Below are 20,099 nucleotides of genomic sequence, written 5' to 3'. Positions count from 1 at the left end.
AATCCGGGAACCTGTTGCGCCGGATCAGGACACGGCTATCGTTTTTAGGCAAAGTCGATTTTGTTTCGCGCCATAGCCGGGCGGCACGATAGCTTCTAGCCGTTGCTCTCGCGCTTGCCATCGTCGATCGACAGCACATGGCCGCGGCCCGATATCGCCGACAGCGCGTCGAGCGCCTCCTCGCACCATTCCACCACGACGCGCTCATGGCGCATCCCGAGACGCAGGCTGAGCATCTTGCCGACGTCGGCCGGCGGCGCTGTGCCGTCGGGGAAGCGTTTGTTGAGCAGGCGCTCGTAGCGCTCGTAGCGGTCGCGGTGATGCTCGAGACGCGCCATCAGGTCGTTGCGCAGCGGCGCGATGTCGACGCAGTCGAGCGCATAGAGCCGAACCAGCAAGTCGTCCTTGATCGAGGGCGGAACGCTTGGTCTTGCCGCCCAGTGCTTCAACGCCGCGCGGCCCTCGGTGGTCAGGGTGTAGACCAGCTTGTTGGGCTTGCCGGACTGCACCACCTCGCGGCCCTGGACGTGGCCCTTGTCGCGCAGCCGGGAGAGCTCGCGGTAGATCTGCTGATGGTCGGCCTTCCAGAAGAAGCCGATCGAGGCATCGAACGTCTTGGCGAGCTCGTAGCCCGTCATCGGACGTTCCGTGAGGCAGGCGAGGATTGCGTCACCGAGTGCCAACGCCCACCTCCATCTCAGTTCCCAAATCGGCCATTCCCGAGTTCGCTTGACTTTATGCGTTAGTGTGCATATGCGTCAATATGCATATGGTGATCGGCGCGCCGGCTCGTCGCGCGCGGCCGATGTTCAGGCTTCCTAACCCCCGCCGCAGGAGACGTCCGAATGAGCAAGCCGGGCCTCGACAAGTGGTACGCCTACATGAAGTCCCACGACACCGCCGCTTTGTGGGATCTGCTGCATCCCGACGCGGTGTTCGAAAGCCCGGTCGTGCACACGCCGCAGCGCGGCCGCGACATCACCTTCAAATATCTCACCAGCGCCGCCAAGGTGCTCGGCGGTCCGACCTTCAAATATCTCGGCGAATGGAAGAACGACACCGGCGCGGTGCTCGAATTCGAGAACGAGATCGACGGCATCAAGCTCAACGGCGTCGACATCATCAGTTTCGATGGTGACGGCCGGATCACGCATTTCAAGGTGATGGTGCGTCCGCTCAAGGCGATCAACCTGCTGCATCGGATGATGGGCGAGGAGTTGATGAAGCAGGGCGGCGCTACGTCGCAATCACAGTCTCGCTAGGCCCTGCCGCGGACCTCCGGAACCGGATAAGGTCCGCTGCAACAAACCCAAGGACAAGCTGCAGAGCGTCGGCCGTACCTGCGGCCACGAGCCAGCCGGGAGATCAGCATGCCAACCTACAAAGCCCCCGTCGAAGACGTCAGCTTCCTGTTGAACGACGTTTTCCAGATCGATCGCTACGGCAATCTTCCCGGCTTCACCGATGCGTCGGCCGATGTGCGCGAGGCGATCCTCGGCGAGGCCGCCAAGCTCAGCGAGGAGGTGCTGCAACCGCTCAATCGCACCGGCGATCTCGAGGGCTGCAAGCGCAATGACGACGGCAGCGTCACCACGCCGAAGGGCTTCAAGGACGCCTTCAAGCAGGTCGCCGAGGGCGGCTGGCTCGGCCTGTCGGCGCCGACCGAGTTTGGCGGCCAGGGCCTGCCGGTGACGCTGTCGCAGGCGGTCAACGAATTCCAGATCTCCGCCAACATGGCGTTCTCGATGTATGGCGGCCTGACCATGGGTGCGACCGCGGCCCTGCTGGTGCACGGCACGCCGGAGCAGAAGAAGACCTATGTGCCGAAGATGATCGCCGGCGAGTGGACCGGCACCATGAACCTGACCGAGCCGCAATGCGGCACCGACCTCGGCCTGCTTCGCACCAAGGCGGTGCGCCAGGCCGACGGCAGCTTCAAGATCACCGGCACCAAGATCTTCATCTCGGCCGGTGAGCACGATCTCACCGAGAACATCATCCATCTCGTGCTGGCGCGCATCGAAGGCGCGCCGGCCGGCATCAAGGGTGTCTCGCTGTTCGTCGTTCCCAAGGTGCTGGTCAACGGCGACGGCTCGTTGGGGGCGCGCAACGGCGTCAGCTGCGGCTCGATCGAGCACAAGATGGGCATCCACGGCAATTCCACCTGCGTGATGAACTACGACAATGCCACCGGCTGGCTGATTGGCGAAGAGAACAAGGGCATGCAAGGCATGTTCGTGATGATGAACGAGGCCCGCCTCGGTGTCGCCGTGCAGGGCCTCGCGCAGTCCGAGGTCGCCTACCAGAACGCGGTCGCCTACGCCCGCGAGCGCTTGCAGGGCCGTTCGCTGACCGGCGCCAAGGAGGCTGACAAGCCCGCCGATCCGATCATCGTGCATCCCGACGTGCGCCGCACGCTGCTCACCATCCGCGCCTTCAACGAGGCGGCGCGCGCCATGGTGGTGTGGACCGCGCTGAAGAGCGACGTCGCGCACCGCTCCAACGATCCGAAGGACCGTCAGGCTGCCGACGATCACATGGGCCTGATGACGCCGGTGCTGAAGGGCGTCCTGACCGACACCGGGTTCGCCAACACGGTGTCCGCACAGCAGATGTATGGCGGCCACGGCTATATCGCCGAGCAGGGCATGGAGCAGTTCGTGCGCGATGCGCGCATCGCGATGATCTATGAGGGTGCCAACGGCATCCAGGCGCTCGACCTGGTCGGCCGCAAGCTGCCGCGCGACGGCGGCCGTGCCGCGATGGCGTTCTTCGGCGAGGTCGGTGCTTTCGCCAAGGAGCATGGCGGCGACGAGGCGATGAAGCCGTTCATCACGCCGCTCTCGACCGCGCTCGGCCATATGCAACAGGCCACCGGCTGGCTGATGCAGAACGCGCTGACCAAGCCCGACAATGCCGGCGCCGCCGCCACCGACTACATGAAATTGTTCGGCCTGGTCGCGCTCGGCTACATGTGGGCGAAGATGGCCAAGGTCGCGCAGGACAAGGCCGCGGCCGGCGCCACGCCCTATCTCAACACCAAGCTCGTCACCGGCCGCTTCTTCATGGAAAGGCTGCTGCCGGAGACCGCCGTGCATCTGGCCCGGATCCAGAGCGGCAGCGCCACCACGATGGAATTGGCCGCGGAAGCGTTCTGAATCGTTTCCCAGCGGAGTGGATACCGGTTCGCGTGAAGACAACGCGTCAAATGAGAAAGCCTTGAAAATTGCCGCCGCAGTGCTGCGGCGGCGCTTCTTTCCGTATATATTATGATCCTCATATCAAGGAGGGCGTCATGCCTGAGGCATACATCTACGATCACGTTCGTACCCCGCGCGGCCGCGGCAAGGCCGATGGCGCGCTGCACGAGGTCACCGCGCTGGCGCTCGCCACGGTGCCGCTGAAGGCGCTCAAGGAGCGCAACAATCTCGCCGAGGATTCCGTCGACGACGTCGTGCTCGGCGTGGTCGATCCGGTCGGCGAGGCCGGCTCCGACATCGCCCGTTTCGCGGCGCTGAACGCCGGCCTCGGCGAGAAGGTCCCGGGCGTGCAGATCAGCCGGTTCTGCGCCTCCGGCCTCGATGCCGTGAATTTCGCGGCGGCCCAGATCATGGCCGGCCAGCATGAGCTCGTGATCGGCGGCGGCGCGGAATCGATGAGCCGCGTCGGCATCGGTGCCTCGGGCGGCGCCTGGCCGATGGATCCCTCGATGGCGGTGCCGGCCTATTTCATGCCGCAGGGCATCTCGGCCGACCTGATCGCCACCAAATACGGTTTCTCGCGCGACGACGTCGACGCCTATGCGGTGCAGAGCCAGCAGCGCGCGGCGAAGTCCTGGGACGAGGGCCGCTTCAACAAGTCGGTGGTGCCGGTCAAGGACATCAACGGCCTGACCATCCTCGCCAAGGACGAGCATATGCGCCCGACCACGACGATGCAGTCGCTGGCGCAATTGCAGCCGTCATTCGCGGCGATGGCCGCGATGGCCGGCTTCGACGCGGTGGCGATCCAGTCGCATCCCGAGGTCGAGAAGGTCAATTACGTGCACCACGCCGGCAACTCCTCAGGGATCGTCGATGGCGCCGGCGCGGTGCTGCTCGGCAGCAAGGAAGCGGGTGCCAAGCTCGGGTTGAAGCCACGGGCGAAAATCCGCGCCTTCGCCAATATCGGCTCGGAGCCCGCGATGATGCTGACCGGCCCGGTCGACGTCACCGAGAAGCTGTTCGAGCGCTCCGGCATGAAGAAGTCGGACATCGATCTGTTCGAGCTCAACGAAGCCTTCGCCTCGGTGGTGCTGCGCTACATCCAGGCGTTCGACATCGACAACGCCAAGATCAACGTCAATGGCGGGGCGATCGCGCTCGGCCATCCGCTCGGGGCGACCGGCGCCATGATCCTCGGCACCGTGCTCGACGAGCTCGAGCGCACCAACAAGGAAACCGCGCTGGTCACGCTATGCATCGGCGGCGGCATGGGCACCGCCACCATCATCGAGCGCGTGTAACGAAAGCAGGGTGGGTTAGCCGAAGGCGTAACCCACCATGTCACCACGAAACAGGTGGCGGGTTACGCTTCGCTAACCCGCCCTACGGTCCGAGACACCATCGCCGCGCCTGAGATCGGCTGCCGGCACCGAGGGAGCACAACATGGCTTACAAGAATTTCAAGTTCGACGTCGACGCCGACGGCATTGCGCTCGTCACCTGGGACATCCCGGGCCGCTCGATGAACGTGTTCGACGAGGTCTCGACCCAGGAGATCGGCGAGATCATCAAGCAGACCACCGGCGATGCCGCGATCAAGGGCGTCGTGATCACTTCGGCAAAGGAGGCGTTCTGCGCCGGCGCCGATCTCTCGATGCTCGAGGGCATGAACCGGGCGTATGCACAGCTCCTCAAGGAGAAGGGCGAGGAAGCCGCGAACCAGATGCTGTTCGAGCAGAGCCGCCAGATGTCGCTGTCGTTCCGCGCGATCGAGACCTCGGGCAAGCCGTGGGTCGCTGCGATCAACGGGCTCGCGCTCGGCGGCGGTTTCGAGATCACGCTGGCCTGCCACTACCGCGTCGCGGCCGAGAACCCGAAGACCCGGCTCGGCCTGCCCGAGATCAAGGTCGGCCTGTTCCCCGGCGCCGGCGGCACCCAGCGCGTGCCGCGTCTCGTGCAGCCGGCGGATGCGATGCAATTGCTGCTCAAGGGCGAGGCGGTCAATTTGACGCGTGCCAAGGCGCTCAACCTGCTTCACGCCGTGGTGCCCGCGGCCGACCTGATCAAGGCCGCCAAGGACTGGATCAAGGGCGGCGGCAAGGCCGTCGCGCCGTGGGACGAGAAGGGCTTCAAGCTGCCCGGCGGCCCCGTCTTCTCCAAGATGGGCATGCAGATGTTCCCGGCCGGCAACGCGATCTATCGCCGCGAGACCTACGACAATTATCCGGCCGCGCGCGCCATCATGAGCTGCGTCTATGAGGGCCTGCAGTTGCCGATCGACGCCGCGCTCCGGGTCGAGTCGCGCTACTTCGCCAAGGTGCTGCGCTCGAAGGAAGCGGCGGCGATGATCCGCTCGCTGTTCCTGTCGATGCAGGAGCTGAACAAGGGCGCCCGCCGCCCGGCAGGCGTGCCACCCACCAAGGTCAAGAAGCTCGCCGTGATCGGCGCCGGCTTCATGGGCGCCAGCGTCGGCTACGTCTCGGCGCAGGCCGGCATCGACGTCGTGCTGGTCGATCGCGACCAGGAGAGCGCCGACAAGGGCAAGGGCCACGCCAAGACCGTGGTCGACGGGTTGATCGCCAAGGGGCGGATGAAGCAGGACGCCGCCGATGCCATCCTGGCCCGGATCTCGGCAACGGCCGACTACAACGTGATCTCGGATTGCGACCTCGTCATCGAGGCGGTGTTCGAGGACCGCAAGGTCAAGGCCGACACCTATGCCAAGGCGCAGCCGCTGCTGAAGTCGGGCGCGATCTTCGCCTCCAACACCTCGACCCTGCCGATCAATTCGCTGGCCGAGGAGTTCAAGGACCAGGGCAAGTTCATCGGCATCCACTTCTTCTCGCCGGTCGAGAAGATGATGCTGGTCGAGATCATCCTCGGCAAGAACACCGGCGACGTCGCGCTGGCCACTGCGCTCGACTATGTCCGCGCCATCGGCAAGACACCGATCGTGGTGAACGATAGCCGCGGCTTCTTCGCCAACCGCTGCGTGATGCGCTACATCTCCGAGGGCAACGAGATGCTGCTCGAAGGCGTGCCGCCGGCGATGATCGAGAACACCGCCAAGATGGCCGGCATGCCGGTCGGGCCGCTGTCGCTGCAAGACGAGGTCGCGCTCGATCTCGGGCTGAAGATCACCAAGGCGACCGAGGCCGATCTCGGTCCCAACGCGATCGACCAGGCGCAGAAGAAGCTGATCGTCGAGATGGTCGAGAAGCAGGGCCGCTTCGGCCGCAAGAACGGCAAGGGCTTCTACGACTATCCCGAGAAGGGCAAGGGCCAGAAGAGCCTGTGGCCGGGGCTCGCCGCGCTGCAGCCGAAGCAGCTCGATCCGGATACGCTCAGCGTCGAAGAGTTGAAGCAGCGCTTCCTGGTGGTGCAGGCGGTGGAAGCCGCGCGCACCGTCGAGGATCACGTCATCACCGACGTGCGCGAGGCGGACGTCGGCTCGATCCTCGGCTTCGGCTTCGCACCGTTCACCGGCGGCGCGCTGTCCTATATCGACTTCATGGGCACCAAGAACTTCGTCGCGCTCTGCCACGCCTTCGAGAAGAAATACGGCTCGCGCTTCACGCCGCCGAAGCTGCTCGAGGAGATGGCCGCCAAGGGCGAGACCTTCTACGGCCGCTTCCCGCCGAAGAAGCAGGCGGCGCAGGCAGCGGAGTAGTCCGGGCCACAAGCGTGCAGTACCAACAAAAAGGGCCGGATCATCGATCCGGCCCTTGACATATGTGCCCGGCGAAAACTCAGGCCGCCTTCAGCAGGCCTTCCTTCTTCAGTGCTTCCTGCACCTTCGGGCGCGCCGCGACGCGGGCCTTGTAGGCCATCAGGTTCGGCAGGCCGGAGAGGTCGAAGCCGAGCCGGTCTTGCGCCCACATGATCATGGTGAACAGGTAGCCGTCGGCGACCGTGAACTGGTTGCCCATCAAATAGTCGTGCCCGGCGAGCTGGCTCTCGACATATTTGAACTTGCCCATGGCGCGGTCCTTGAAGAATGCCTTGGCGTCGTCGGCGAGCACTGGGGAGAACATCGGGCCGAGATTCTTGTGCAGCTCGGTCGTGATGTAGTTCAGCCATTCGAGCAGCTTGTAGCGCTCGTTGGAATCGCGGGCCGGCGCCAGCTTCTTGTCGGTAGCCCTGTCGGCGATCATCTGGATGATGATCGGCCCTTCGGTGACCATCTCGCCGGTGTCCAGCGCCAGCGCCGGCACCTGGCCCTTGGGGTTCACTTGCAGGAAATCGTCACCGTTTTCGAGCTTCTTGGCACGCAAATCGACCTTGACCAGGTCGTAGGGCAGGCCGGCTTCGAGCAGGGCGATGTGTGGCGAGAGGGAGCAGGCACCGGGGGTGTAATAAAGCTTCATGGGGGTATTCCTTCCCTTGTTCTTGGCGTCCGGAGAGGGATTGCCTACATGCACCTGCATGAAATAGTCAAGATTGATGCAGATGCATTCAGTGCGGTACACTGGGTTCCGGGACCTTATGGGCTAGACGATGAAACGCAAGCTATCGAGCGAGGCGACGGCCGCCTGGATCCGCCTGATGCGGGTGCCGAGCCGGGTGCTGGACTGCGTCGAGCAGGACCTGAAGAAGGCCGGCTTTCCGCCGCTGGCCTGGTACGACGCCCTGCTCGAGCTGTCGCGCGCGCCGTCCGGCGAGCTGCGCCCGGTCGAGCTGGAGCGGCAGATGCTGATCCCGCAATATTCGACCTCGCGGCTGATCGACAAGCTGGTCGACGAGGGACTCGCCGCCCGTCGCGAATGCAAGATCGACAAGCGCGGCCAGTTCGTCGAGATCACCGAGGCCGGTCGCGAGTTGCAGAAGAAGATGTGGAGCGCCTATTCGGCCGCGATCGACAAGCATGTCGGCTCCAAATTGTCCGATGCCGACGCTGAAAGGCTGTGCGGTCTGCTCGACCGTCTCGGCTGCTCCTGCGGCGATGCCAAGGGCGACGTCAAGAACGATACCAAGGCCGCGCCGGCGCGAGACGGCGTGCCTGCCCGATGATATTGCTGATCCCATCATCCGCGGCCGCTCTGGCCCACGGATGTCCCTGCCACCGCGCGCCTTCGATCGAAGCGCCCTTGAGTTGGATTTCGTATGGCGCGTGACCAGATCGACATGACGCCGCTGCAATCGCGCGACGAGCTCGTGGCGTGGATTGAAGCCGGTGTGAAGCCCGAGTCCGAATTCCGGATCGGTACCGAGCACGAGAAGACGCCGTTCACGCTCGAAGGCCACCAGCCGGTGCCCTATGAGGGCGCGAAGGGGATCGGCGCGCTGCTCGAAGGCATGAAGCTCCTGCTCGGCTGGGAGCCGATCATGGAGCGCGGCAACATCATCGGACTCTACGACGTCACCGGCGGCGGCGCGATTTCGCTCGAGCCGGGCGGGCAGTTTGAATTGTCCGGCGCGCCGGTCGAAACCGTGCATCAGACGCAGTCGGAGTTGATGGCGCACCTGGCGCAGGTGCGGGAGATCGCAACCCCGCTCGGCATCGGCTTCCTCGGTCTCGGCATGACGCCGTCCTGGTCGCGCGAGCAGATTCCCGTGATGCCGAAGGGGCGCTACAAGATCATGCGCAACTACATGCCGAAGGTCGGCAAATACGGCCTCGACATGATGTTCCGGACCTGCACGGTGCAGACCAATCTCGACTTCTCCTCCGAAGCCGACATGGTGAAGAAGCTGCGGGTGTCGCTGGCGTTGCAGCCGATCGCGACCGCCTTGTTCGCCAACTCGCCGTTCACCGAAGGCAAGCCCAACGGCTTCCTGTCGTTCCGCTCCGAGATCTGGCGCGACACCGACAATGCGCGCTCGGGCATGATCCCGTTCGCGTTCGAGGACGGCATGGGCTACGAGCGTTATGTCGACTACGCGCTCGACGTGCCGATGTATTTCGTCAAGCGCGGCGAGGAATATATCGACGTCTCCGGCTCCTCGTTTCGCGATTTCTTCGCCGGCAAGAATGCCGCCTTCCCGGGCGAGCGCCCGACCCTGTCGGACTGGGCCAACCATCTCTCGACGATCTTCCCCGAGGTGCGGCTGAAGCGTTACCTCGAAATGCGCGGCGCCGATGGCGTGCCGTGGGGCCGGTTGCCGGCGCTGCCGGCGTTCTGGGTCGGGCTGCTCTACGACAATGACAGTCTCGATGCTGCCTGGGACATCGTCCGGCACTGGACCGCGCCGGAGCGGCAGGCGCTGCGCGATGACGTGCCGCGTTTCGGTTTCAAGTCGCGGATCAAGGACCGCTATCTGTTCGAGATCGCCAAGGAGTGCCTGGTGCTGTCGCATGCTGGATTGCGGCGGCGCGGCCGGATCGATCATCTCGGCCGCGACGAAAGCCGCTTCCTCGAACCGCTCGAGCGCATCATCGAGGCCGGCCGCTCACCAGCCGAGGAGATGCTGGAGAAGTTCAACGGTCCCTGGAAGGGGTCGGTCGAGCCGGCCTATCAGGAGTACGCCTTCTAGAGCCCTCTTCGTTTCCGATTGTATCGAGAACGGGGGTTCTGAACGTGGGCGTGCACGGCGGTGTCGTCGCACCTGCCGTTGCCTCGCCGTTCATCAGCCGTACAGGTTCATGGCGTTCAAATGACACCCCGCGGGATGCGCGGGGCTGTGCGAATTTGAAAGCAATCTCATGGGGATAGGCCGCCTCTTTAGGGCGAGTGTGGTGATGTTCGCGGTGCTTGTGGCCGCCTTCGCCGCACGCCCGGCATTGGCGCAGGCCAATTTCGACCGTCCCGGCGGCGATTACCTGAACGCGCCGGTGAGTTCGGGCGATCCCGCCGATTGCGCGTTGACCTGCGAGCGCGATCGCCGTTGTCGCGCCTGGAGCTTCAACTATCCGACCGACGCCAACAATGGCGCGGTGTGCTGGCTGAAGAGCAGCGTGCCGCCGCGGGTGCAGGACAATTGCTGCGTCTCCGGGGTGCGCGGCGCGGGCGTGGTCGAACCGCGCAATGGCGCCATTGAAACCTCGATCGACCGCCTCGGCGGCGACTACAAGAACTTCGAATTGAAGAGCAGCGATGGCGACGAGGCCTGCCAGGCCGCCTGCACCGCCGACAACAAGTGCCGTGCCTGGACCTACGCCCGGCCCGGCTATGCCGGCCGCGACGCGCATTGCTTCCTGAAGAAAGAGATCAAGCCGCCGCGGCGGAAGGCAGGGTTCACATCAGGCGTGGTGCGGTAGGCGCCACACACCCGTCTGTCGTCCCTGCGTCCGCAGGGACGAACGGGTTAGTCCACCTCAATCACCGTGATCTCCGGCCACAGCGCCTTCCATCGCTCAGCCTTCTTCGCGTAATTCGCCGCCGAAAAATTCGCGGTCCGGTTCGGCCGCACGATCATGGCGGCGACATCGTCGAAACCTCTCGGCGCATAGACGTCGTAACCGCTGGCGCTGCGGCGGATGCCGACCTGCACATTCGTGCTGAGGAAGCGATCAATTCCGTCGGTCGAGCACGACAGCGCAGGGTAGGGCACGCCGTGCTTCTCGGGATACCAGAGATGGACGCGGGCCTGATTGCGCACCTCGATCGCGGCGCCGAGATGGCCGAGCCGCGCCGTGAGATCGCGGATCACGGCGTCCTCGGCTTCCCATGACGTGTCGGAATCGAAATAGAACACGTCGTAGTCGCTGATGCCGTGATCGAGCGGCCGCTTCGTCAGCACGTTCCACACGCTCTGCACTAGGCAGCCGGCCACCAGCCACGCATCGGGCAAACCGAGGCGGTCAAGTTCGTCCGTGATCGCTGGATTGACAGGGTTGCGCAGTGCTGCGGTGAGGAATTCGTCCTGGGTCATAGGTCCAAGTCTCTCCCCGTCATTGCCTGCGACAAGCGCGAAGCGTTTGCGCACGGGAGCGATAGCGACGAAGCAATCCGTGTCTCCACAAGTGGCAAGATGGATTGCTTCGCTGCGCTCGCAATGACGAGAAGCCATTACCCAATCGCGTCAAAATCCCTGACTGCCTTCTTCGATGCCAGCGTGCGCCAGTGCCGGCGCAGCAGAGGCTCGACGGTCGAACGCCTGGCCTTCGACAGGCGGATCAGCACGGTCGGATAATCGCGGTAGTGATCGGTGAAGTAGAAGACCCTGGGCTGGCTTTCCACCAGCATGTCGCGCTCATCCGGCGGCACGCCCGGCATCACCAGGCTGTCGCCGTCCTCCTTCAGCCGCACCAGCATCTTCTTGCGCACCTTCAGCGCCGGCGTGCCGTAGGACGAGCCGTCCTCGACCTCCGGCCACGCCAGCACCAGGGTCCTGACGTCGTCGAAGGTCACTTGGGCCTGCTCACTGCACCGAGGTGAAGAAGCGCGCGAGGCGGAAGCCGGACAGCCAGGTCCAGACCGGCTGGCTGCGGATGCCCATGTCCCAGGAGCCGACCACCGCATCGGCGCGGCCGATCAGATTGTCGATCGGCAGCAGGCCGACGCCGCCGTCGCGCACCGGCACGCGGCTGTCGGCGGAGTTGTCCCGGTTGTCGCCGAGCACGAACAGCTGGCCCGGAGGCACCGTCACCTCGGCCGTGTTGTCGAGCCGGCCGTTGTCGCGGATCTTGAAGATCGCGTGGCTGACACCGTTCGGCAGCGTCTCGATATAGCGGTTGGCATCCTCGCCGCCGCCGCGATCGTCCTCGGCAAAGCCGGCGCCGTCGGGCTTCAGCGCCGCCGGATGATCGTTGATGAAGAGCTGGCCCTGCCGCATCTGGATGCGATCGCCGGGCAGCCCGACCACGCGCTTGACCCAGGCCTGCGAGCGGTCGCCCGGCCAGCGGAATACGACGACGTCGCCGCGCTTCGGCGTCTCGCCGAACACGCGGCCGGTTTCCGGCAGCGTGATCTGGATCGGCAGCGACGCCGCGCCGTAGCCATAGGGATATTTCGAGGCGACCAGCGCGTCGCCGATCAGGAGCGTCGGCTCCATCGAGCCCGACGGCACGTAGAACGGCTCGGCGATCGCGCCTTTGGCGAGGAACACGACGGCCACGATCGCGGCCAGCTGCACGGCCTGTCCGCGCCAGCTCGTCGTCTTGGCCGCCACGACTTCGTTTCCGCTGCTCACTAGCCTGTTCCTCCAACCGTAATCCGTTCCATGCGCAACGTCGGCTGGCCGACGCCGACCGGCACACCCTGGCCGTTCTTGCCGCAGGTGCCGATTCCCGTGTCCAGCGCAAGATCGTTGCCGATCATGGTGATCCTGTGGAGATCGGTCGGCCCGTTGCCGATCAGCATGGCGCCCTTCAGTGGCGCGCCGAGCTTGCCGTTCTCGATCTTGTAGGCCTCGGTGCACTGGAACACGTATTTGCCCGAGGTGATGTCGACCTGGCCGCCGCCGAAATTGGCGGCATACATGCCGTTCTTCACCGAGGCGATGATCTCGGCCGGGTCGCGGTCGCCCGCCAGCATGTAGGTGTTGGTCATGCGCGGCATCGGCACATGGGCATAGCTCTGCCGCCGTCCGTTGCCGGTCGGCTTCATGCCCATCAGGCGGGCGTTCTGGCGGTCCTGCATGTAGCCGACCAGGATGCCGTCCTCGATCAGCACGGTGCGGTTGGTCGGGGTGCCCTCGTCATCGATCGAGAGCGAGCCACGGCGCGAGGCCATGGTGCCGTCATCGACCACGGTGACGCCCTTGGCCGCGACCTGCTTGCCCATCAATCCGGCAAAGGCCGAGGTCTGCTTGCGGTTGAAATCGCCTTCGAGCCCGTGGCCGACCGCCTCATGCAGCATCACGCCGGGCCAGCCGGCCCCGAGCACCACGTCCATCTCGCCGGCCGGGGCCGGCACTGATTCGAGATTGACCAGCGCCTCGCGCAGCGCGCCGTCGGCGGCGTCGCGCCAGGCCTTGGTCTCGATGAAACGCGCATAACCCTCGCGGCCGCCATAGCCCTTGCTGCCGCTTTCCTGGCGGTCGCCCTGACCAGCGACGACGGAGATGTTGACCCGCACCAGCGGGCGGATGTCGCGGTAGCTCTCGCCGTCGGGCCGCAGGATCTCGACCACTTGCCAGGTCGCGGTGAGGCTGGCGGAGACCTGCCGCACCCGCGGATCCTTGTCCCTAACATAGGCGTCGATCTCGCCGAGCAGCTTTACTTTTGCTTCGAATGCCGGGCCGTCGAGCGGGTTCTCGTCGCCATAGAGCTTGACGTTGGTGTGCGAGGGCGCCGCGGCGAAGGTGCCGGCATAGCCGCCGCGCACCGCCGCCACCGCATCCGCCGCGCGGATCAGCGCCGGGATCGAGACGTCGGAGGAATGCGCATAGCCGACCGCATCGTCCTTGACCGCGCGCAGGCCAAAGCCCTGCGAGGTGTCATAGGTCGCCTGTTTCAGCCGGCCATTGTCGAACACCAGCGCCTCGGTCTGCCCGAACTCGAGGAACAACTCGCCGTCGTCGGCGCCCTGAAGTCCGCGCGACACCTCGCGGCGGACGGCGTCGCGGTCCAGATTGGCGCGATCGAGCAGGGAGGTCGTGGCGGGATTGGTCATGGTCACTCCGACGCAGTGCGATGTCTTGGCGATGTCTTGGCAATTCCTCGTCATCCTTGCCTGAAGCGCAACTGATTGCCAGTGGGGACCCGGAAGCAGGGATTTCGGGTGATTGAAGCAGAGACGAGCGGAAAACTCATCTTACAACCCGGAAACCTGCGCCGGTTCCGATTCAGGCCCGGACGGCGACTGCTCAACATAGTGTTTAGGGTGGCAAACCGGGAGTGCCTGCGACGGTGACGTCGGTCACGGCAGCTGCTCGGGATCCTCACCTTGTCGTCATCAGCCGGCGCGCCGGCCGGCCTTGCGGGCCCGGTCCTCCGGCTCGGCTTCCGCGTCCGACGGCGCCGGCTGCGCGGCACTCCCGGTCGAGGTCGGGAAGCCGTGCTCCTGCGCCCAGCGGTAGAGTTCGTCGAACACCGGCTTGAGCGCCTTGGCAGAGGGCGTCATCTCGTACTCAACCCGCGGCGGCACCTCCGGATAGACCGTGCGCTTGACGAGGCCGTTGGCCTCGAGATCGCGCAGCTGGGTGGTCAGCATGTGCTGCGTGACGCCGGGGATCGCCTGTCGCAGCTCGCCGAAGCGGCGCTTGCGTTCGACCAATTGCCAAAGGATGTCGCCCTTCCATTTCCCGGCCAGCACGGAAAGCGCGCGATGAAATTGCGCCGCCAGGTCGCCATTGCACGGCTCGGGCGCCGCCGGAGGCTCGGTAAGTCCAATAGTCTGTTTTTCCATACTACCTCACAAAAAGCATCCTACTTGTTCTTTTCATCTTACTCCCGAATTTAGCCTGTCGAAAGCCATGGGCAGGGGGGCCGCCCGGTCCGGTCCATTCGAACAATTGGGGAGTCATCCATGTCAGTTGCTGTTGCCGCGGCGCCGTCGCGCTGGAAATCCGTCAGTCTCTGGGTGGTCAGGGGCGTGCTTGCGCTGGCCTTTGCCGCTGCTGGCGCCGCCAAGCTTTACGGCGTGCCGATGCTGGTCGAGGAATTCGAGCATCTCGGGCTCGGTCAGTGGTTCCGCTATTTCACCGGATCGCTGGAGCTTATCGGCGCCATCCTGATCCTGCTGCCTCCGGTCGTTGCCTTCGGCGGCGTGCTGCTGAGCTGCATCATGGTCGGCGCCACCATCAGCCATCTGTTCGTGATCGGCGGCTCGCCGGTGCCGGCCCTCGTGCTGCTGACCTTGAGCGCGATCGTCGCCTACGCCAAACGCAGCCAGTTCGCCTTGCTCGCGAGCGTGCCGTGAGGTGGCCGCGATGCGCGTCTCTCGCCGCCTCCTGACGCTCGCCGCAGCGCTTGCGCTGGCCTTTGCGGTGCCGTTCGCCGTGACCTTGCTGCTCACCGGATCGGTCGCCGCGGTCTCGAAACCCGAACCGAAGAAGCCCGAGCCGCGGGTGCACCGCCTGGTGCTGCCGATCAACAGCGACGACCCGACCACGATGCGGGCGCTGATCTCGACCGCGCTCAACCTCCCGAAATACTACCGGGAGCGCAACGAGCCGTTCGCGATCGAGGTCGTTGCCTACAATGCCGGCGTCCACATGCTGCGCGCCGACACTTCGCCGGTGAAGGACCTGCTGCGGGTGGTGCGCGGGCTCACGCCCGACATCCGCTTCGTGGTCTGCGAAGCCACCAAGCTCGGCATGGAGCGCGCCGAGGGACATCCGCTGGTGCTGCTCGACAATGTCGACCTGGTGCCGAACGGGCCCGGACGCATCATCGAATTGCAGGAAGCCGGCTGGTCCTACATCCGGTCGTGAACGACGCAGCCCTCAAGCCAAGCGGAGAGCCCGGCATGACTTCTGTTCGCGCCCCGACACGCCGCGCCGTGGTCGCCGGCATGATCGGCGCCGGCGCTTCGCTCGCGCTGCCGGCGCGCGCCGCGTCGGGACCGCCGCAATTCGGCACCATCCGGCACCAGTTCACGCTCGTTCAAGGCGCTTATCCAGTCCCGCCAGTGGCGATTCCCTCGCTCGCCGGCGGCGCGATCGATCTCGCCGCGTTCAAAGGCAGACTGGTGCTGCTGAACTTCTGGGCCACCTGGTGCGCGGCGTGCCGGACCGAGCTGCCGATGCTGGACCGGCTCGCATCCGGCGGCCGCAGCGATCTTACCGTCGTCGCGGTCAGCACCGACCGCAACCGCGCGCTGGTGGCGCCCTACGTCAAGCAGCTCAAGCTCCGTCATCTTGCGATCGGCTTCGATCCCGGCGGTCTCGTCTCCCGCGTCGGCGCCGCCGAGATCGAGACCCCGTTCGCGCTCTACGGCATGCCGATCTCGTTCCTGATCGGCGTGAGCGGACAGGTCGAGGGCTACATGACGGGCGAGGCGGACTGGCTGTCGGCGGAGGCGGGCGCGTTGTTCGATTATTATGCGAGGGGCGGGCGATAGACCTGACCTATTTTCCAGCCGCAGCCCAACGATGGGCTTGTACGGAAGGTTGTGCGAGCCGCTAGGCTATTCCGTTGCGTGTCGGAAAGTCTTCGAGGTAATCTCCCGGAGTTGCCAGGGGGCGCGTTCATCGTGCCGCGCGGATATTTGAGACATTTTCAATGCCCGATACGAAGTCGGATGAACCCAAAGACTTCAAGGCGATCATGCTGTCGAGCACCTTCAACGACCTGAAGGAGCATCGGGCGAGTGTGATCGAGGCGATCCAGAAGCTGGGCTACGCGCCGCGGGTGATGGAATTTTCCGGGGCGCAGGCTGAAGCGGACGTGATCGATACGTCTTTGGCGATGGTCCGCGACGCCTTTGCGTACGTCTGTGTGATTAGCCACAGATACGGCCAAATACTGGTCGATCCTGAACGAAATCCGGATCGGCTCTCGCTGACCGAACTTGAGTTCAATGAGGCGGCGCGACTTGGACGGCGCATCTTGTTGTTCATCATGAGTGATGAGCATCCGGTGATGCAAGCGGGCATCGAAGCCGATCCGGAGAAACTCAAGAAACTCGATGCGTTTCGCGAACGTGCGAAGCAGGTGAACGACGGTAGCAAGGTCAATCGCGAATATGCGACGTTCGACGATTTGGCACAATTCTCGACCGTTGTAGACAAGGGCATCAGAAATCTTGTTGGATATTCGCAAGAAGCCGTAACGACAAAGAGTGAGCTGCCTCCATTGAGGGAGCTTTCACTCAATCAGTTGAATGAGCTCCGACGTGGAGCTGAGGCAAGTCCAGCTGGACTGAGATCGCCACCTGGGAGGGAATTGGTTTCGATAGGCCGGTCGCCATTGGATGATGGAGCCTTCGAGTTGAGGAGCAGCCGTCCTTCATCGGGATCGCCGCCTCCGCCGCCTCCGCCGCCTTCGCCAGCCTCGTTTCCCTCATCGAGGGCGCCACCGCCCGACGATGATGTCCAAATCTCACCAGCATCGCCTTCTGACAGCGCCAGGCCGCCCGCACCATCGAGCAAGTGGGTGAACTCGCGTGTGGCAGGATGGGCCCTTCTTGTCGCATCGATGACCGCTCTAACTGGCTTCTGGTTCTCAAGCGAGTTTGCGCACGTGGTGGCCGCCTTGGCCAAAGGGATTACATCCGTCGCGACTTCACTGCTCGAACTGGTCCGCTCCGCCGCAACTCCATCTCCCTCATGGCGCCCGAGAACATCCTCAGCAGATGTTGTCGATGCCAGTGCCTTTTCTCCAGAGGAGTGTGCGCCTGGGGAGACGATTCTCGTACAGATATTCTTTCATCGCCGAAGCCGGGCGTCTGCAGCGCGAAAGCGTGCGCAGGAATCAGATCGTCAGGCAACACGCCGGAGTGTTTGCACTTTTGAAACGGCGGTAAAGCGCGGCCAACGCCTTGGGGTGAAGTTGGAATCGCAGGATTTTTCGATCGACGCGTCAGAGCAGAGCGTCGTCTGGCGAGGCGAGTTATGTGCGTGTCCGTTCAGCGTCACCCTAAGCAGGGAACCAACAGGCCGAAGCGGTCAGATTTCCGCGAACTTTTTTCTCGATGGCGTGCCGATCGGCATTCTCAAATTCAGCGTGACGGTCGCCTCACCCGCGAGAGATTCGCGGGCGCGGGTGCAATTGTGCGGCGATAGCTCGAGACACTTCGAATACGCTTTCCTGTCGTACTCGAGTCGAGATCGGCTCGAAGTCTTGCAGTGTGCTCAGGTTCTCGAAGGCGTTGGTATCAACTTCTTTCTCGATGCAGTGTCACTGAGGAGTGGGGAAATCTGGCAGCGGCGTCTCTTTGAGGAGATCGACCGAAGCGACATGTTCATGTTGTTCTGGTCGAAGAACGCCGAAGAAGCAGAATCGAAGTGGATTGAGCGTGAAGTAACCTACGCGCTCAAACGTCAGGTGACCTCGAAAGACCAACTGCCTTGCTTCAGGTCGACGTTTCTTGGCGGTGACAAGCCAACCCGGCCTGCCTGGCTTCCGGGGCATATTCAGTTCGACAACGCGTTGCGCCGCCACTTGTTGGCAGCCAGGCACGACCAGGACGATCAATGAGGCTTCGCAGTTCGGCGGTCGCATCGTGCCTTGGAAAAGGAGGCAAATCTCCCGCTACGGCAGCTTGTCATACCCCTCCGCCAGCCCGTTCAGGCTGAGCGGAAACCCGATTCCCTCTTCGGGGGTCTCGAAGATGATGAACGTCGCGGTTTTGGCGTTCTTGAGCTGGCCGAGCAGCTTGTCGTCCATCACGACCTCGGCGACGCAGCCATTGGGCAGGCAGCGGACGAAGCCGGCGCGGCCGACGTCCTGATTGTCGAGCTTCAGCCCGAGGCCGGAGGGCAGCAGCACGCCGAGCGGGGCGACCACGCGCATCAGGCGGCTCTTCTGGTCGGCGGTCTTCAGCACGATCACGGTCAGGCCGGCATTGGAGCGGTCTTCGGCTACCACGCTCTGGATCAGAGCGCATTGCTCGGCCTGGGCGCCCGGCGGGGTGTCGCAGCGGATCTGCCAGTCGCCATGGACCGAGCGGACCGCGCCTTGCGCGTTCGCCGCCTGGGTGAGGCCGAGAGAAAGAGCCAGAAACAGCAGCCCGCCGAGCCAGCCGGCCTTTCGTCCTGCCTGAATGTTCGAAGCGCCCATCCGGGTCGATCCTTTGAGATGTTTGGCCAATCCGGCCATTCCGGCCGCCGGTAGCACGCGCAAGTCGACTGATACCGCAATAGGGCGCCTTGAAGGCGATCTTGGAGCCATTCCCGCGCCGGATTGGGGCAGCTCGCAGCGAATCAGGTTCCTGTGGGCTACCTCGCCTGTGCCTACATCCGGTAATCCGCCTGTCAACACCATGCGGCCGCCTTTCGGCGACTTTCGCTTGATTTCGCGGGAAAAATCGCAAGCGGCAGGTTCATCGCAGGCGCATGGCTTTCGACCCTACTACTGCATTGCGAGCGCCTGCGAATTATGGTTTGAGAGGCTGGATTTCGACGCGTTCTAGCGATCTGGCTCCCGTACCCACCTTGACTCGAAGACGGGTATGTCCGGAAGGCCGTTTGTCAGGGCGGATCGTGCTGCATCTCTGGTCCAAGTACCGGGGGTGTGTTGGGGAATTATCAAGGGAGCGCGAACGGCATGAAGATGTCGATTGGCCGGTTGGGCAGGCAGTTGGCGGGATTGGTGGTGGCGGGCATGGCGTTGGTCGCCGCGGGACCGGCATCCGCCGAAATGGGACAGCCGGCGCCGTGGGAGCACACGCTGCAGGAAGCCGCGACCCCGGTGATGGAAAACATCATCTGGTTCCACAATTTCCTGCTGGTGCTGATCACCGTCATTACGCTGTTCGTGCTGGCGCTGCTGGTCATCGTGGTGGTGAAGTTCAATGCTCGCGCCAACCCGGTCCCCTCCAAGACCACCCACAACACGCTGATCGAAGTGGCATGGACGCTGATCCCGGTGCTGATCCTGGTCGGCATCGCGGTGCCGTCGTTCCGCCTGCTGTTCCTGGAGCTCGACGTGCCGAAGCCGGACCTCACCGTGAAGGTCACCGGCAAGCAGTGGTACTGGTCCTACGCCTACCCGGATAACGGCAAGTTCGAGTTCGACTCGCTGCTCGACAAGGACAAGCAGCCCCGCCTGCTCGGCGTCGACAACGAGATGGTGGTCCCGGTCAACAAGGTGGTGCGGATCCAGACCACCGGCGCCGACGTGATCCACTCGTTCGCGGTGCCGGCCTTCGGCGTCAAGATCGACTCGATCCCCGGCCGCCTCAACGAGAGCTGGTTCAAGGCCACCAAGACCGGCGTGTTCTACGGCCAGTGCTCGGAGCTGTGCGGCAAGGACCATGCCTTCATGCCGATCGCGGTCAGGGTCGTCAGCGACCAGGAATTCGCGACCTGGGTCGAGGGGGCGAAGAAGAAGTTTGCGACCAACCCGGCGAATTCCTACGCCTCGGCTGGTCAGGCGGCGCAGTAAGTCCCAGGGCCTGAGGGCTGAAG

At 64.2% G+C, this 20,099-nt stretch carries 20 protein-coding genes; 12 read left to right on the top strand and 8 right to left on the bottom strand.

Features of this window, described 5'->3' with window-relative positions; genetic code table 11:
• Positions 1–95 precede the first annotated feature (95 nt).
• Positions 96–683 (bottom strand): PadR family transcriptional regulator, encoded by a 588-nt coding sequence (locus B2W55_RS08570; RefSeq protein ID WP_024581798.1) that lies wholly within the window; start codon positions 681–683, stop codon positions 96–98.
• Between the two features lie 162 nt (positions 684–845).
• On the opposite strand from B2W55_RS08570, the gene B2W55_RS08565 reads away from it, so the two are divergent.
• The 4 genes from B2W55_RS08565 to B2W55_RS08550 all read left to right on the top strand — a co-directional run bounded on the left by B2W55_RS08565 (position 846) and on the right by B2W55_RS08550 (position 6,873).
• Positions 846–1,262, top strand: coding sequence for a nuclear transport factor 2 family protein (locus B2W55_RS08565; protein ID WP_024581799.1), 417 nt, complete (start codon positions 846–848; stop codon positions 1,260–1,262).
• Between the two features lie 108 nt (positions 1,263–1,370).
• The gene (locus tag B2W55_RS08560) at positions 1,371–3,158 is read left to right on the top strand and encodes an acyl-CoA dehydrogenase C-terminal domain-containing protein (protein WP_024581800.1); all 1,788 of its coding nucleotides are present in this window, start codon (positions 1,371–1,373) and stop codon (positions 3,156–3,158) included.
• A 137-nt stretch (positions 3,159–3,295) separates the two neighbouring features.
• A complete protein-coding gene (locus B2W55_RS08555; RefSeq protein ID WP_024581801.1) occupies positions 3,296–4,504 on the top strand; it encodes an acetyl-CoA C-acetyltransferase in 1,209 nt (402 codons plus the stop codon).
• A gap of 143 nt (positions 4,505–4,647) precedes the next feature.
• On the top strand, positions 4,648–6,873 hold the full coding sequence (locus B2W55_RS08550) for a 3-hydroxyacyl-CoA dehydrogenase NAD-binding domain-containing protein (RefSeq protein ID WP_024581802.1): 2,226 nt from the start codon (positions 4,648–4,650) through the stop codon (positions 6,871–6,873).
• 79 nt (positions 6,874–6,952) lie between these two features.
• On the opposite strand, the gene gstA is transcribed toward B2W55_RS08550, so the two are convergent.
• A complete protein-coding gene (gstA, locus tag B2W55_RS08545; protein ID WP_024581803.1) occupies positions 6,953–7,570 on the bottom strand; it encodes a glutathione transferase GstA in 618 nt (205 codons plus the stop codon).
• 130 nt (positions 7,571–7,700) lie between these two features.
• Here gstA and B2W55_RS08540 point away from each other — a divergent pair, with 130 nt between their 5' ends.
• From B2W55_RS08540 to B2W55_RS08530, 3 genes are all read left to right on the top strand, one after another.
• The gene (locus B2W55_RS08540; RefSeq protein WP_024581804.1) at positions 7,701–8,213 is read left to right on the top strand and encodes a MarR family winged helix-turn-helix transcriptional regulator; all 513 of its coding nucleotides are present in this window, start codon (positions 7,701–7,703) and stop codon (positions 8,211–8,213) included.
• A gap of 93 nt (positions 8,214–8,306) precedes the next feature.
• Entirely contained in the window at positions 8,307–9,677 is a 1,371-nt protein-coding gene (locus tag B2W55_RS08535; protein WP_024581805.1) for a glutamate--cysteine ligase, read from the top strand.
• A gap of 169 nt (positions 9,678–9,846) precedes the next feature.
• Entirely contained in the window at positions 9,847–10,401 is a 555-nt protein-coding gene (locus B2W55_RS08530; protein ID WP_024581806.1) for a PAN domain-containing protein, read from the top strand.
• A 47-nt stretch (positions 10,402–10,448) separates the two neighbouring features.
• Here the strand turns inward: B2W55_RS08530 and B2W55_RS08525 are convergent, their stop codons facing one another.
• From B2W55_RS08525 to B2W55_RS08505, 5 genes are all read right to left on the bottom strand, one after another.
• Complete coding sequence (locus B2W55_RS08525) at positions 10,449–11,015, bottom strand: nucleotidyltransferase family protein (RefSeq protein WP_024581807.1); 567 nt, start codon at positions 11,013–11,015, stop codon at positions 10,449–10,451.
• A gap of 137 nt (positions 11,016–11,152) precedes the next feature.
• Complete coding sequence (locus B2W55_RS08520) at positions 11,153–11,494, bottom strand: MmcQ/YjbR family DNA-binding protein (RefSeq protein WP_024581808.1); 342 nt, start codon at positions 11,492–11,494, stop codon at positions 11,153–11,155.
• Between the two features lie 10 nt (positions 11,495–11,504).
• Positions 11,505–12,275, bottom strand: coding sequence for a signal peptidase I (lepB, locus tag B2W55_RS08515; protein ID WP_024581809.1), 771 nt, complete (start codon positions 12,273–12,275; stop codon positions 11,505–11,507).
• Positions 12,275–13,699: a metalloprotease TldD gene (gene tldD, locus B2W55_RS08510; protein ID WP_024581810.1), complete on the bottom strand. Its 1,425-nt coding sequence runs from the start codon at positions 13,697–13,699 to the stop codon at positions 12,275–12,277. The genes lepB and tldD overlap by 1 nt, the downstream gene beginning before the upstream one ends.
• Before the next feature lie 282 nt (positions 13,700–13,981).
• Positions 13,982–14,434, bottom strand: coding sequence for a winged helix-turn-helix transcriptional regulator (locus tag B2W55_RS08505; protein WP_024581811.1), 453 nt, complete (start codon positions 14,432–14,434; stop codon positions 13,982–13,984).
• Between the two features lie 120 nt (positions 14,435–14,554).
• Between B2W55_RS08505 and B2W55_RS08500 the strand changes: the two genes are divergently transcribed.
• From B2W55_RS08500 to B2W55_RS08485, 4 genes are all read left to right on the top strand, one after another.
• On the top strand, positions 14,555–14,947 hold the full coding sequence (locus B2W55_RS08500) for a DoxX family protein (RefSeq protein WP_024581812.1): 393 nt from the start codon (positions 14,555–14,557) through the stop codon (positions 14,945–14,947).
• Between the two features lie 10 nt (positions 14,948–14,957).
• Positions 14,958–15,461 carry a hypothetical protein gene (locus tag B2W55_RS08495; protein WP_024581813.1) on the top strand — a complete coding sequence of 168 codons (504 nt, stop codon included), beginning with the start codon at positions 14,958–14,960 and terminating at the stop codon, positions 15,459–15,461.
• 35 nt (positions 15,462–15,496) lie between these two features.
• On the top strand, positions 15,497–16,090 hold the full coding sequence (locus tag B2W55_RS08490; protein WP_029879231.1) for a TlpA family protein disulfide reductase: 594 nt from the start codon (positions 15,497–15,499) through the stop codon (positions 16,088–16,090).
• A gap of 161 nt (positions 16,091–16,251) precedes the next feature.
• Positions 16,252–18,168 (top strand): DUF4062 domain-containing protein, encoded by a 1,917-nt coding sequence (locus B2W55_RS08485; protein WP_080891012.1) that lies wholly within the window; start codon positions 16,252–16,254, stop codon positions 18,166–18,168.
• Between the two features lie 54 nt (positions 18,169–18,222).
• Here the strand turns inward: B2W55_RS08485 and B2W55_RS08480 are convergent, their stop codons facing one another.
• Positions 18,223–18,750, bottom strand: a complete 528-nt coding sequence (locus B2W55_RS08480; RefSeq protein ID WP_024581818.1) for an invasion associated locus B family protein — start codon at positions 18,748–18,750, stop codon at positions 18,223–18,225.
• A gap of 486 nt (positions 18,751–19,236) precedes the next feature.
• Between B2W55_RS08480 and coxB the strand changes: the two genes are divergently transcribed.
• Positions 19,237–20,076, top strand: a complete 840-nt coding sequence (coxB, locus tag B2W55_RS08475) for a cytochrome c oxidase subunit II (protein WP_024581819.1) — start codon at positions 19,237–19,239, stop codon at positions 20,074–20,076.
• Positions 20,077–20,099: the final 23 nt, after the last annotated feature.

The organism is Bradyrhizobium sp. UBA2491, from assembly GCF_002341725.1.
Lineage (GTDB): Bacteria > Pseudomonadota > Alphaproteobacteria > Rhizobiales > Xanthobacteraceae > Bradyrhizobium.
Note: the sequence above shows the minus strand (reverse complement) of the source record. Positions and strands in the feature narration are given on the sequence as shown.

Coding starts and splice junctions, on each gene's coding strand:
- B2W55_RS08495 (WP_024581813.1), top strand. CDS start 14,958: ATGCGCGTCTCTCGCCGCCTCCTGACGCTCGCCGCAGCGCTTGCGCTG.
- B2W55_RS08480 (WP_024581818.1), bottom strand. CDS start 18,750: ATGGGCGCTTCGAACATTCAGGCAGGACGAAAGGCCGGCTGGCTCGGC.
- B2W55_RS08525 (WP_024581807.1), bottom strand. CDS start 11,015: ATGACCCAGGACGAATTCCTCACCGCAGCACTGCGCAACCCTGTCAAT.
- B2W55_RS08485 (WP_080891012.1), top strand. CDS start 16,252: ATGCCCGATACGAAGTCGGATGAACCCAAAGACTTCAAGGCGATCATG.
- B2W55_RS08540 (WP_024581804.1), top strand. CDS start 7,701: ATGAAACGCAAGCTATCGAGCGAGGCGACGGCCGCCTGGATCCGCCTG.
- coxB (WP_024581819.1), top strand. CDS start 19,237: ATGAAGATGTCGATTGGCCGGTTGGGCAGGCAGTTGGCGGGATTGGTG.
- B2W55_RS08490 (WP_029879231.1), top strand. CDS start 15,497: ATGACTTCTGTTCGCGCCCCGACACGCCGCGCCGTGGTCGCCGGCATG.
- B2W55_RS08535 (WP_024581805.1), top strand. CDS start 8,307: ATGGCGCGTGACCAGATCGACATGACGCCGCTGCAATCGCGCGACGAG.
- B2W55_RS08505 (WP_024581811.1), bottom strand. CDS start 14,434: ATGGAAAAACAGACTATTGGACTTACCGAGCCTCCGGCGGCGCCCGAG.
- gstA (WP_024581803.1), bottom strand. CDS start 7,570: ATGAAGCTTTATTACACCCCCGGTGCCTGCTCCCTCTCGCCACACATC.
- B2W55_RS08530 (WP_024581806.1), top strand. CDS start 9,847: ATGGGGATAGGCCGCCTCTTTAGGGCGAGTGTGGTGATGTTCGCGGTG.
- B2W55_RS08560 (WP_024581800.1), top strand. CDS start 1,371: ATGCCAACCTACAAAGCCCCCGTCGAAGACGTCAGCTTCCTGTTGAAC.
- tldD (WP_024581810.1), bottom strand. CDS start 13,699: ATGACCAATCCCGCCACGACCTCCCTGCTCGATCGCGCCAATCTGGAC.
- B2W55_RS08565 (WP_024581799.1), top strand. CDS start 846: ATGAGCAAGCCGGGCCTCGACAAGTGGTACGCCTACATGAAGTCCCAC.
- B2W55_RS08550 (WP_024581802.1), top strand. CDS start 4,648: ATGGCTTACAAGAATTTCAAGTTCGACGTCGACGCCGACGGCATTGCG.
- B2W55_RS08555 (WP_024581801.1), top strand. CDS start 3,296: ATGCCTGAGGCATACATCTACGATCACGTTCGTACCCCGCGCGGCCGC.
- B2W55_RS08500 (WP_024581812.1), top strand. CDS start 14,555: ATGTCAGTTGCTGTTGCCGCGGCGCCGTCGCGCTGGAAATCCGTCAGT.